8 protein-coding genes are annotated in these 12,297 nt (G+C 64.6%); 3 read left to right on the top strand and 5 right to left on the bottom strand.

Annotation, left to right across the window (positions count from 1 at the left end; all coding sequences use genetic code 11):
- Positions 1-46 precede the first annotated feature (46 nt).
- Complete coding sequence (locus tag ACOKS3_RS13760) at positions 47-1,327, top strand: coiled-coil domain-containing protein (protein WP_099813680.1); 1,281 nt, start codon at positions 47-49, stop codon at positions 1,325-1,327.
- A 120-nt stretch (positions 1,328-1,447) separates the two neighbouring features.
- Positions 1,448-3,649: an LTA synthase family protein gene (locus tag ACOKS3_RS13755; protein ID WP_103447223.1), complete on the top strand. Its 2,202-nt coding sequence runs from the start codon at positions 1,448-1,450 to the stop codon at positions 3,647-3,649.
- Here the strand turns inward: ACOKS3_RS13755 and ACOKS3_RS13750 are convergent, their stop codons facing one another.
- Positions 3,650-4,975, bottom strand: coding sequence for a sigma-54 dependent transcriptional regulator (locus ACOKS3_RS13750; RefSeq protein ID WP_103447222.1), 1,326 nt, complete (start codon positions 4,973-4,975; stop codon positions 3,650-3,652).
- Between the two features lie 344 nt (positions 4,976-5,319).
- Between ACOKS3_RS13750 and ACOKS3_RS13745 the strand changes: the two genes are divergently transcribed.
- Positions 5,320-5,586 carry a hypothetical protein gene (locus ACOKS3_RS13745; protein WP_054886513.1) on the top strand — a complete coding sequence of 89 codons (267 nt, stop codon included), beginning with the start codon at positions 5,320-5,322 and terminating at the stop codon, positions 5,584-5,586.
- A 114-nt stretch (positions 5,587-5,700) separates the two neighbouring features.
- Here the strand turns inward: ACOKS3_RS13745 and ACOKS3_RS13740 are convergent, their stop codons facing one another.
- The 4 genes from ACOKS3_RS13740 to cobW are packed head-to-tail and all read right to left on the bottom strand — an operon-like array spanning position 5,701 to position 12,204.
- Positions 5,701-6,333, bottom strand: coding sequence for a vWA domain-containing protein (locus ACOKS3_RS13740; protein WP_103448249.1), 633 nt, complete (start codon positions 6,331-6,333; stop codon positions 5,701-5,703).
- A 35-nt stretch (positions 6,334-6,368) separates the two neighbouring features.
- Positions 6,369-7,370, bottom strand: a complete 1,002-nt coding sequence (locus ACOKS3_RS13735) for an ATP-binding protein (RefSeq protein WP_103447221.1) — start codon at positions 7,368-7,370, stop codon at positions 6,369-6,371.
- A gap of 1 nt (position 7,371) precedes the next feature.
- Positions 7,372-11,133, bottom strand: coding sequence for a cobaltochelatase subunit CobN (gene cobN / locus ACOKS3_RS13730; RefSeq protein WP_422763202.1), 3,762 nt, complete (start codon positions 11,131-11,133; stop codon positions 7,372-7,374).
- A 3-nt stretch (positions 11,134-11,136) separates the two neighbouring features.
- Positions 11,137-12,204 (bottom strand): cobalamin biosynthesis protein CobW, encoded by a 1,068-nt coding sequence (gene cobW, locus ACOKS3_RS13725; protein WP_103447219.1) that lies wholly within the window; start codon positions 12,202-12,204, stop codon positions 11,137-11,139.
- Positions 12,205-12,297: the final 93 nt, after the last annotated feature.

The following is a 12,297-nucleotide window of genomic DNA, read 5'->3' as shown; positions in this document are numbered from 1 at the left end:
CTACGCTCATGTCTCATCGTATGCAGTCAGAAGGGACGGCTAATCCATGCACCGTTTGTCGACGTTCAGAGCTATCGTTTGTATTTCAACATTGGCCCCGGCCACTCTGCTGCAAGCGGCAACCGACCCTCAGGTCGAAGCACTCAAACAGGAACTGATTGCGCTGAAACAGCGCTACGAGGCACAACAGAACGCATTGATGGTGCTCGAACAGCGGCTCAAGCAGGTCGAGGAGGCCCCCGCACAGCCACAACCGAAGCGCCTGACCAAGTCCCCCGCACAGGGGGTGAAAGGCGGCCAGACCGTGGCCACCGGCACGCCGGGCAGCAGCGGCGCCTCCTATGGGCAGTCACTGCAGGACAACTCGGAGCCGGCTCAGAGCGTGTCCAACCTGTATGACGAGGCCAGCGGCTTCTTCGGTGGCGGCAAGTTCAGCGTCGAAACCGGGCTGACCTACACCCATTACGACACCCGTGCCCTGGTGCTCAACGGGTTCCTGGCGCTGGACTCGATCTTCCTCGGCAACATCAACATCGACCGCATCAAGGCGGACAACTGGACCCTGGACCTGACGGCGCGCTACAACGTTGACCAGCGTTGGCAGTTCGACATCAACGTGCCCATCGTCTACCGCGATTCCACCTACTCGTCCGGTGGTGCCGGCGGGGCTGCGGGGGTCACGTCCGACGCTTCGGTCACTCGCGACCCGACCATCGGCGACGTCAACTTCGGTATCGCCTACAAGTTCCTCGATGAGAACGAGACCTGGCCGGATGCCGTTGCCACCTTGCGCGTGAAGGCACCAACCGGCAAGGACCCGTACGGCATCAAGCTGCAGCAGGTGGCGGGCAACGACAACCTGTCGGTACCTGAGGACCTGCCGACCGGCAACGGTGTGTGGGCCATCACGCCCGGTATCTCGCTGGTCAAGACCTTCGACCCCGCCGTGCTGTTCGGGAGCCTGTCGTACACCTACAACATGCAGGACTCGTTCAGCGACATAAGCCCGCAGGTGAATACCAAAGTGCCGGGTGACGTGAAACTCGGTGATTCCTGGCAGATCGGTGGTGGTATTGCCTTTGCACTCAACGAGAAGATGAGTATGTCGTTCTCGGTCACCGACCAATTCGCCCGCAAGAGCAAGATCAAGCCCGACGGCAGCGATTGGCAATCGATCACCAACAGCGATTACAACGCGGCGAACTTCAACGTCGGCCTGACCTTTGCTGCCTCCAACAACCTGACGATCGTGCCGAACTTGTCGATTGGCCTGACAGACGATGCACCGGACTTTTCCTTCAGCCTGAAGTTCCCGTATTACTTCTGACATCCGGGGCGCAGCGCGCCCCAATTGGTTACCAACCTTGTAGCCAACGGCTTTCCGGGTATCGGCCTGTTATCATCCCGCACAAATGTGTGACGATTTCATGGCAAAAGGAAAGTTTTCGTGAAGAACCTGCAAGGCCCACCACGTACCCAGCTGCTCGCCTTGGCAACACTGGTGCTGGTGATTCCTCTGGTCGTGCGCGCCGTGCTGGGCTGGTCCAGCCCGTATGGCTATCTGTCGGACCTGGCGCTGGGCAGCCTGCTGGTGTTGCTGTTGCATCGCCGCGCGTGGTGGCTGGCGCTTCCGGTTCTGCTGGCCTGGGCCGCGCTTTGGGTGGCTTGCGCCGAACTGGTCAGCGCTGTTGGCAGGCTGCCGATCAGTGCCGACCTGGCCTATCTGTTCGACCCGCAGTTCATGGAAAACTCCACCGGCGGCGGCCTGGCCCATGCCTGGCTGCCCGTATTGCTGGCGGGCGGCCTGCTGGTCTGGCTGGGAAGCGCCTGGCGCAGCCGCCGCCAACCTGGCGAACGGTTCGCGCGCAAGGCCTGGGCCATCCCGGCATTGCTGTTAGCGGCCCACTGGGGCAGCCAGCACCTGGCGCCAAGCGACGCTGACCAGTGGCGCCAGTATAATCTTCCCCACCAGCTGCTGACTGCCGCCACTGGCGACCTGCAGCGTCAGGTCCAGCACTGGGCCGGCCAAACGCCCACGGTCTCGCCGCTACCCAGTGCCGGCCTGACCCAGCATGACCTGAGCGGGCAGAAGCTGCTGGCCGCTCCAGGTCGTGCCCGCAACCTGCTGGTGATCACCCTCGAAGGCATCCCCGGCGCCTATGTGCGCCCCAACCGCCAGGCCCTGCACAGCCGTTTCGACGAAGACCTGATGCCCAAGCTCAGCCACTGGGCAGAACGCGGCATGAACACCCCGGACTACGTATTGCACACGCACCAGACCATCCGCGGCCTGTATGCGATGCTGTGCGGCGACTACGACAAGCTGGCCAACGGTACGCCGAAGGGTGTCGAACTGCTCACCCAGCAACAGCGCAACCAGGCCTGCCTGCCGGCACAGCTGCGCCAGGCCGGCTTCACCACGCACTACCTGCAAGGCGCCGGCCTGCGCTTCATGGCCAAGGACCGGATCATGCCGCATATCGGCTTCGACTCGGTGCACGGCCTGGAGTGGTTCAGCAACAAGAATTACCTGGAGTTCCCGTGGGGCAAGGATGATCGGGCCTTCTTCGAAGGCGCCCTGGATTATGTCGGCCAGTTGCGCCAGCAAGACCGCCCATGGATGCTCACCTTGCTGACGGTGGGCACCCACCAGCCCTACTCCGCCCCCGAGCAATACCTGCAGCGCTACGACACTGCCAAACAAGCAGCGGTTGCCTACCTCGACGATGCGATCGGCGCCTTCCTCGACAACCTCGACCGCCAGGGTGTGCTCAAGGACACCCTGGTGGTGATTACCTCGGACGAATCCCACGGTATCGATGGCGTGCGCCTGGCCTCATCCTGGGGCTTCAACCTGACCCTGGCACCCGAACAGGCAGAACTGCCGCGCATCAAGAACGGGACCTACGGCCACATCGACTTGGCCACCTCCCTGCTCGACTACTTTGCCCTGCCGATCCCGGTCGCCCTTGGCGGGCGCTCGCTGTACCGTGATTACGACAGCGGCCGGGAGATGATTTCCTACACCAACGGCATGCTGCGCTACCACGATGGCAAGGGCGTCTTCACCGAGTGCGACTTCCAACAGCGCTGCCGCCGCTACGACAGCCCGGGTTTCATCGCCGACAAGGCCCGCTATCTCGGCCCCGGCGACGCTACCCTCGGCCCACAGATCGGTGCGCTGGCCGGGGTGCTCGACCAGTCCCTGCTGCAAACGCCGCTTAACCTGCGCTACCAGTTCGGCGGCCCGTCCGCCATCCAGTTGCAGGCACGCATTCGCGACGACTGGGCAGACAACCTGATCGGCGCACAGTACCTGGAAATGCCCGAGGGTTCGCACACCCGGGTGCGAGTCAAGGTCCGTGCGCTGGACCCGCAGCACGCGGCCTATATCCAGCTCAAGGCCAAGGAGCTGGAGCAGGATGTACCGCTGGGGTTGCCTGAGGAGATCCGGGTGACGGCCGACAAACCGCTGGAAATGGAATTCGGCTTCGATAACCCGACCATGCGCAAGGCGTTTTCCTTTCACTTGCTCGGTTATGGCGGCGGCGAGGTCGAGGTCAGTGACTTCAGCGTGATCACCGCGCTACCGGGCGAAGAAGAGCCGCTGGAAGACTTGTCTGACGGGCATATCGCCCAATCCAGCTGATCAGCGGATCTGGTGCTTGTGCAGTAGCCGGTAGAACGTCGGCCGTGATACTCCAAGCACCTTCGCGGCAATGCTCATGTTGTTGCTGTGCCGGCCCAGCACATCGCACAGCGCCTGACGCTCAGCCCGATGCTTGTAGTCTTCCAGAGTGCCCAGAGGCTGCTCTTCCTGCTCCAGCCCCTGCAGGCCAAGGTCCTGGGCCTCGATCTGACGCCCTTCGGCCAGCACCAGCCCGCGCCTTACCCGGTTGGCCAGTTCACGTACATTGCCCGGCCAGTTGTGGCGCCCCATCGCAGCCAGCGCATGATCGCTGAATGAGCGGGGCCTGCGGCCTGTTTCCAGGCTGTAGAAGTGGGAAAAGTGATTGGCCAGCATCGACAGGTCGCCATGCCGGTCACGCAGCGGCGCGGTCACCACTTGCAGCACATTGAGCCGGTAGTAGAGATCTTCACGAAAGCGCCCGTGTTCGATGGCTTTTTCCAGGTCCACATGGGTTGCCGCCAATACCCGCACATCGACCGGTATCGGCTGGCTGCCACCTACCCGCTCGATGTGCTTTTCCTGCAGGAAACGCAGCAAGTTGGCCTGCAACTCCAGCGGCAGGTCGCCAATTTCGTCGAGGAACAAGGTGCCGCCATGCGCTGCCTCGATCCGCCCCACCTTGCGCTGATGGGCGCCGGTAAAGGCCCCTTTCTCATGCCCGAACAACTCGGACTGGATCAGGTTCTCGGGTATCGCACCGCAGTTGATGGCGATGAACGGCATTTCGCTGCGCTGTGATTGCCGGTGCAATGTGCGCGCTACCAGTTCCTTGCCGGTACCGCTCTCGCCGCGGATCAGCACAGGTGACTCGGTAGGCGCCAGCTTGCCGAGCAATTTGCGCAATTCCAGGATCGGCCGGCTGTCTCCGAGCAGCTCGTGTTCCAGCCCATCCACCCTCACAGTGCCCTTGCCGCGTAAGCGGGCCATGCCGAACGCCCGGCCCAGTGTCACCAGTACGCGGGAAAAGTCGAACGGCAAGGTGTGGAAGTCGAAGAACCACTCGCAGACAAAATCACCGACGTTCTGCATGCGCAACTGCTCGGCGTTGAGCACGGCAATCCACTCGGTGTTGCTGCGCTTGATCATGTCCTTGACCGCGTCAGGATGGCGCAGGTGCGACGCCTGCAGGCGCAGCAGGCCAATATCGCAACGATGCTCCAACGCCAGGTCGAGGCTACAGCTGTGAACGTCCCAGCCGGCACTCTCCAGGCTTGGTAACAGACGGTGACAATCGTCGCAGGGGTCGACGATGAGCAAGCGACGCAGGGCGGCAGTCTCGTGCATGACCGTTCCTTGGCGCCAATTGTTGGTTTTTTACATGAAAACAGTAAGTTGCGGCGCCGAATTAACAGTAGCAACGAACTTGACGCCGCCCACGACCGTCTGTCTGCAGGATTCTGCACGGCCAGAACCGTTGGGGAATTTTTCATATTTATTGGCGTCACAGCGGCGCTGGGAAACAAAAAAATTTGTAACTCGCAAAAAATTTACACGCGCTGTGTGACTCCACCCCTAACTTGGAGCATCAGTACGAGTAACCCCGCGCTGCGGATCGCGATAACACCTGAAGCGACGTAGCAGTTACGCGGACCTAATTTCGATGTTTGGGACCATAGAGAGACCGAACCATGAATGCACCGCTGCGTGTCAACGAGGCACTGCTGATTGCCGACCACGCCTTCGAACCCTTCCAGTGCGTTGCCTGGGATGCGCCCAACGGCACCGGCGAGCTGAGCCTGGCGGTGATTGACCGGACCAGCACCCGTATCGGCAGCAAACAAGTATCGTCGCGTATCTATTCGGACCCTGCACAATGGGCCAGCCTGATTGAGGAAGTACGTGCCGAACTGTCCCAGAAAGGTTATGACCTGCAGCCTTGGTCGATGCCGAAGTAATATCGCTGCGTCCCTGCAAGTGCGTGCCCAGCACGCACTTGAACAACTATTCATTGGCCTGCCAGGCAACTTTCTTATTGCGGCATAGTGTCGCACCTATCCCGTTCGCCTAACTCACTCCATTACCTTGAACTGCTCAAGATGCTGATAATCGGCCTGTAGTTCCGTGGCCAATTGTTGTGCCCGGCCCAGGCGAACTGGCGCCAATTCCATGTCCACCACTACGGTGGCGCAAGGCATCGGCTGCACGGCCTGCCAGCGCTGCAGGCGACCATCGGTGAATACCAGGCAGCGCTGCAACTCGTGGGGATGCGCTTTCTGCCGGGCCTGCAGCCAGCGCCGGGCCTGCTCCAGTGCTGCGATCAAAGGCGTGCCGCCGCCAGCCCCCAGGGCCTGCAACCAAGGCTGCAGGCTTGCCGACGCCTTGAGGCCATGGCGCTGCCATTGTGGTGCACCGCCGCTGGCCGTCAGCAGGGCAAGACGGGCACGTTGCCGATAGGCCTGGTCGAACAATTCGGCCAGCAGGCCCTTGCACTGCGCCAGGGCCTGATGACGCCGCGTAGAAGCCGAGGCGTCCACGACCACCAGCCACAGTTCATTGGCCTGGGCCTGGCGCTGCTGCCAGCAAAGATCCTGGCGCAGCTTCGGGCGCCCCTTCAGCAAGGTCGGCAGCCAAGCCACCCGGCCTGAGGATGCCGCGCAGGCGCGGCCACGGCTGGCACCCGCCAGTTTTCCGGCACGGGGCATGGCATCCGCCATCCTCAAACCTGGTTGGCGGATGCTCAGGGCTTTTTTGCCCAGTTCGGCACCTCTCGCCGCGCACCGCTGCTGACAGGCTGCGCAGGCAGGGCGCCCCAATCGCCCTGCCCGCCCTCGCCCTGCCGGTCGCGGCCATCCGCTGCACCGGGTGGCGCGGTGGCTGGCGCATCGGGCGCCGTACGCCGGCGATGGCGCAAGGCGAATTCAGCCACGGCATCGACATCCCCCTCCTCGATCGCCTGGCCACCGCGCCAGGCACAATGGGCCCGGGCCGCGCGCAGCCAGACCAGGTCGGCACGCAGGCCATCGACGCCGGCGGCGAAACAGCGCTCGGTGATCCAGGCCAGGGCCTGATCGTCCAGGGCAATTGCCGCCAGCCCCTGGCGCGCCGCCTGGCAGCGCGCGCGCAGTTGCGCCTGGGCACCGGCCCACTGCTCGCAGAACGCCTGCGGATCGCTGTCGAAGGCCAGCCGCCGGCGGATGATCTGCTGGCGCGCCTCCGGGGCTGGCAGGCCATCGAGCGCCACATTCAGGCCGAAGCGGTCGAGCAGTTGCGGGCGCAGCTCGCCTTCCTCGGGGTTCATGGTGCCGATCAGGACGAAACGGGCACTGTGCCGATGGGAAATGCCGTCACGCTCGATGCGGTTGGTGCCACTGGCGGCCACATCCAGCAACAGGTCGACCAAGGTATCGGGCAGCAGATTGACTTCATCGACATACAGCACGCCGCCATCGGCGTGGGCAAGCACGCCAGGGGAAAACTGCGCCTTGCCTTGGCCGAGCGCGGCATCCAGGTCCAGCGTGCCGATCAGGCGCTCCTCACTTGCTCCCAGCGGCAAGGTGACGAACGGGCCCTCGCCCAGCAGGTCGGCCAGGCCACGAGCCAGGGTGCTCTTGGCCATACCGCGCGGGCCTTCGATAAGCACGCCACCGATCTTAGGGTCGATTGCGGTCAGGCACAGGGCCAGTTTGAGGTCCTCGGCACCGACCACGGCTGCCAGTGGGAATTGTACGGGTTCACTCATTTCAAGCCTGTTCCTCGCCGTCGAGCAACTGCGCCTCAAGCGCCTCGCGGTACTCACCTGGGGCTTCCCAGAGCCCGCGCTGCTGGGCTTCCAACAAGCGTTCGGTGAGGTCGCGCAGGGCCTCGGGGTTGTGCTCGCGCATGAAGTCGCGAGTCGCCGGGTCGAGCACATAGGCATCGGCCAGCGACTGGTAGTGATGGTCGTCGATCAGGTGCGTGGTGGCGTCGAAGGCGAACAGGTTGTCGACGGTCGCGGCCAGCTCGAACGCTCCCTTGTAGCCATGGCGTTTCGCCCCGTCGATCCATTTCGGGTTCAGGGCACGGGCACGGATCACGCGGTTGAGCTCTTCCTTCAAGGTACGGATCCGCGGCCGGTCGACCTGGCTGTGGTCGCCGTGGTAACTGGCCACTGCCCCGCCAGACAAGGTCTCCGACGCCGCCAGCATGCCACCCTGGAACTGATAGTAATCGTTGGAATCGAGCAGGTCGTGCTCGTGGTTGTCCTGGTTCTGCAGCACCGCCTGCACCTGGCCCAGGCGCTGGGCGAACTGGGCGCGCGCCGGGGTGCCTTCATCGCTGGCACCGTAGGCGTAGCCGCCATGGTTGAGGTAAACCTCGGCGAGGTCGTCACGGCTGTGCCACAAGCGGCCATCGATGGCGTTCTGCACGCCGGCACCGTAGGCGCCCGGTTTGGCCCCAAATACCCGCCAACCCGCCTGGCGCGCCGCCTGTTCGGCGTTCACGCCCTGCGCCTGCAGGCTGGCGCGCTCGTTGCGCACCCGCGCGGCCAGGGGGTTGAGGTCGTCCGGCTCGTCCAGCGCTGCCACGGCCTGCACCGCCGCATCGAACAGGCGGATCAGGTTGCCGAAGGCATCGCGGAAGAAGCCCGAAACCCGCAGCATGACGTCCACCCGTGGGCGGTCGAGCAGGCTCAGGGGGAGGATCTCGAAGTCGTCGACCCGCTGGCTGCCGGTGGCCCACACCGGGCGCACGCCCATCAGCGCCATGGCCTGGGCGATGTCGTCGCCACCGGTGCGCATGGTTGCCGTGCCCCACACCGACAGGCCCAGCTGGCGCAGGTGGTCACCATGGTCCTGCAGGTGCCGTTCGAGGATCAGGTTGGCCGAGGCGAACCCCAGACGCCAGGCCGTGGTGGTCGGCAGGTTGCGCACATCCACGGTGTAGAAGTTGCGACCGGTGGGCAATACGTCCAGGCGGCCGCGGCTGGGTGCGCCGCTGGGGCCTGCCGGTACGAAACGCCCGGCCAGCGCGGCAAGCAACCCATTGATTTCTGCCGCGCCGCAGGCATCCAGGTCCGGTGCGACCTGCTCGCGCAGGGCTTTTATCACCTCGTGCACCGGTTGCCAGTCGGGCTGCTCGGGCAGTTGCGCCTGCCCCTCCAGTGCCTGCTCGATGGTGCGCAACGCGAGCAGCTCAAGGCGCTCGCGGGTATCGCCACAAGTGCGCCACGCGCCGTCGCTGACGTCCTGCAGCAGCGCCGGACGTGGCCCTGACCAGGCCTCGCCGAGGTCGCAATCGAGGGGGTCGAAGCCCAGCGCCAATGCCTTGGCCAGCCCCCGCAACAAGCTGGCATTGCCACCGCGTCCATCGCCACGCTCCACCCGCAGCAACGCCAGCAAGGTATCGATGCGCAGACGGGCCTGCGGCGACTGGCCGAATACATGCAGGCCGTCGCGAATCTGCGACTCTTTCAGGTCGCACAGGTAGGTGTCCAGGCGCGGCAACCACACGGCGGCATCGTCCAGCTGGCCTTCCAGCTGCAACTCACGGTCGATATGGTTGGCCTTGACCAGCTCCAGAATGTCGCGCTGCAGCTCACGCGCGCGCCGCGGGTCGAGCAGCTGGGCTTCGTAGAACTCGTCTGCCAGCTGCTCCAAGTGGCGCAAGGGGCCGTAGGTTTCGGCGCGGGTCAAGGGCGGCATCAGGTGATCGATGATCACCGCCTGGGTCCGGCGCTTGGCTTGGGCACCTTCGCCCGGGTCGTTGACGATGAACGGGTAGATGTTCGGCAGCGGGCCGAGCAGCGCGTCCGGCCAGCATTGTGCGGACAGGCCGACACCCTTGCCGGGCAGCCATTCCAGGTTACCGTGCTTGCCGACGTGGATGACTGCATCGGCGGCAAAGGCATGGCGCAGCCAGAAATGAAACGCCAGGTAACCATGAGGTGGCACCAGATCCGGGTCGTGGTACACCGCGCTGGGGTCGACCTGGTAGCCGCGCGCCGGCTGAATGCCGACGAAGGTCAGGCCATAACGCAAACCAGCCACCATCAGGCGGCCTGCGCGGTACATCGGATCCTGCTCTGGCGGCCCCCACCGTTCCAGCACGGCTTGGCGGTTGGCCTCGGGCAGGCGTTCGAACGCCGCCTGGTAGTCCGCAAGGCTCAGGCTCTGGGCGCAGGGGCGCTGATCGAGGTGTTCGAGGTCGTTGGTGACGCCGCCGAGCAACTGATGAATCAGTTGCGTGCCGCTGCCTGGCAGCTCTGCGAGCGGATAGCCCTCGGCCTGCAGCGCCTTGAGGATGTTCAGGGCAGCGGCCGGGGTATCCAGGCCAACGCCATTGCCAATGCGGCCATCGCGGGTCGGGTAGTTGGCCAACACCAGGGCCACGCGCTTTTGCCCATTGGGCAGGCGCGCCAGTACGACCCAGCGCCGTGCCAGCTCGGCGACGAAGTCCATGCGCTCGGGGTGCGCGCGGTAGCAGACTACGTCGGACTGGCTGCGCTCGCTGCGCCAGGCCATGTCCTTGAAACTCACCGGGCGGGTGATGATGCGCCCGTCCAGCTCCGGCAAGGCAATGTGCATGGCTAGGTCACGAGCACCGAGGCCCTGCTCGCTAGCCTCCCAGCCGGGTTGGTTGTCTTGCGCGCAGATGGCCTGCAACACCGGGATGTCACGGCGAAACGGGCGCAGGTTGGGGCGTTCCGGGCTGGACAGGGCAAACCCTGTGGTGTTGATCAACACCTGCGCGCCCACTTCGTCCAGCCAGGCCTCAACCTGTTCCAGGCAGGCGCTTTCCTTGAGGCTGGCCACTGCGATGGGCAGCGGGTTGAGGCCGGCGGCCTGCAAGCGCTCGCAGAACACGTCGATGAACGCGGTGTTGGCGGCCTGCAGGTGTGAACGATAGAACAGCAATGGCGCCACCGGGTGTTCGGGGTTCCACTGGCGGTACCAGTCCTCTGGCAGCGCACCAGGTTTGCGCGGGTGATACACAGAAGTCCGCGGCAAAGGCTGCGGTTCGTCCCAACGGTAATCGCGCCCCAGCCACTGGTTGGCCAGGCACTTGAACAGGTTGACGGCGTTGCTCTTGCCGCCTTGGCGCAGGTAGTGCCAGAGGCGCTCGGCCGGCTCGCCGGTGACTGTTCCGAGGCCGGTCAGCTCCGGGTCCGGGCGGTCATCGCCGGGCACCAGAATCAACTGCACGCCCCGTGCCGCCAGCTCGACCAATTGTTCGACGCCATAGCGCCAGTAACCGACACCGCCGTGCAGCGACACCAGGATCACCTTGGCATGGCGCAGGACCTCATCGACATACAAATCGACCGAGGCATGGTTCTGTACCTGCATCGGGTTGGCCAGGCGCAGGCTGGGGAAATCGTCCGGCAGTTGCTCGGCGGTTTCGGCGAGCAATGCCAGGTGCGAATCGCCGCTGCAGAGGATCACCAGATCGGCGGGTGTCTGGCCGAGGTCGGCGATGCTATCGTCCGGCACGAAGCCGCCGGGCTGGGTCCGCAGCAGGTGCATGGGTCAGGCGCCCAAGGCCTGGCGCAGGCGCGCTTCCAAGTGCACGGCATCGAGGTCCTGGCCAATCAGCACCAGACGGGTGATGCGTGGCTCGTCGGCGCGCCAGGCGCGGTCGAAGTGCTTGTCGAAACGGGTACCCACGCCCTGCACCAGCAGGCGCATCGGCTTGCCGGGGATGGCCGCGAAACCTTTGGCGCGCAGGATGCCGAACTCCACCACCAGCTGGGTCAGGGCATCGAGCAGCAGGCTTTCGTCGGCTTCGGGCAGGTCGATGGAGATCGAGTCGAAGGCGTCGTGGTCGTGATCGTCGTGGTCATCGCCGTCATGGTGGGAATCGTGGTGGGTACGACGGCCATCGATGTGCGCCTCGGCCTGCGCGCCCACGCCCAGCAGTACTTCCAGCGGCAGCCGGCCGCTGCTGGCCTCGATCACCTTGACCGCCGGTGGCAGCTCCTCGGCCACTTCGGCACGGACCTTGGCCAGGCCTTCGGCGTCGATCAGGTCGGCCTTGTTCAGCACCACCAGGTCGGCGCTGGCCAGCTGGTCGGCGAACAGTTCGTGCAGCGGCGATTCGTGGTCCAGGTTGGGGTCGAGCTTGCGTTGTGCGTCGACCTGGTCCGGGTAGGCGGCAAAGGTACCCGCGGCCACGGCCGGGCTGTCGACCACGGTGATCACCGCGTCGACGGTGCAGGCGTTGCGGATTTCCGGCCACTGGAAGGCTTGCACCAGGGGCTTGGGCAATGCCAGGCCGCTGGTTTCGATGAGGATGTGATCGAGGTCGCCGCGGCGTGCGACCAGCTCGCGCATCACCGGGAAGAACTCTTCCTGCACAGTGCAGCACAGGCAGCCGTTGGCCAGTTCATAGACGCGGCCGCTGGCTTCTTCCTCGGTGCAGCCGATGCTGCATTGCTTGAGGATTTCGCCGTCGATGCCAAGCTCGCCGAATTCGTTGACGATGACCGCGATGCGGCGGCCCTGGGCGTTGTCGAGCATGTGGCGGAGCAAGGTGGTCTTGCCCGAACCGAGGAAGCCGGTAACGATGGTGACGGGGAGCTTGGCCAGTGTTTTCATGTCGCGTTGCCCTTGGCAGGTTGGCGCGGGCACACGGGACGAAAGCCGCGGGCCAGGCCGGGCTTGTTCGCCACCGGATCACCCCGCCCGGTT

This window comes from Pseudomonas sp. HS6-2 (assembly GCF_049325675.2).
Taxonomy (GTDB): domain Bacteria; phylum Pseudomonadota; class Gammaproteobacteria; order Pseudomonadales; family Pseudomonadaceae; genus Aquipseudomonas; species Aquipseudomonas putida_N.
Note: the sequence above shows the minus strand (reverse complement) of the source record. Positions and strands in the feature narration are given on the sequence as shown.

Coding starts and splice junctions, on each gene's coding strand:
- ACOKS3_RS13760 (WP_099813680.1), top strand. CDS start 47: ATGCACCGTTTGTCGACGTTCAGAGCTATCGTTTGTATTTCAACATTG.
- ACOKS3_RS13750 (WP_103447222.1), bottom strand. CDS start 4,975: ATGCACGAGACTGCCGCCCTGCGTCGCTTGCTCATCGTCGACCCCTGC.
- ACOKS3_RS13745 (WP_054886513.1), top strand. CDS start 5,320: ATGAATGCACCGCTGCGTGTCAACGAGGCACTGCTGATTGCCGACCAC.
- ACOKS3_RS13740 (WP_103448249.1), bottom strand. CDS start 6,333: ATGCCCCGTGCCGGAAAACTGGCGGGTGCCAGCCGTGGCCGCGCCTGC.
- ACOKS3_RS13735 (WP_103447221.1), bottom strand. CDS start 7,370: ATGAGTGAACCCGTACAATTCCCACTGGCAGCCGTGGTCGGTGCCGAG.
- cobN (WP_422763202.1), bottom strand. CDS start 11,133: ATGCACCTGCTGCGGACCCAGCCCGGCGGCTTCGTGCCGGACGATAGC.
- cobW (WP_103447219.1), bottom strand. CDS start 12,204: ATGAAAACACTGGCCAAGCTCCCCGTCACCATCGTTACCGGCTTCCTC.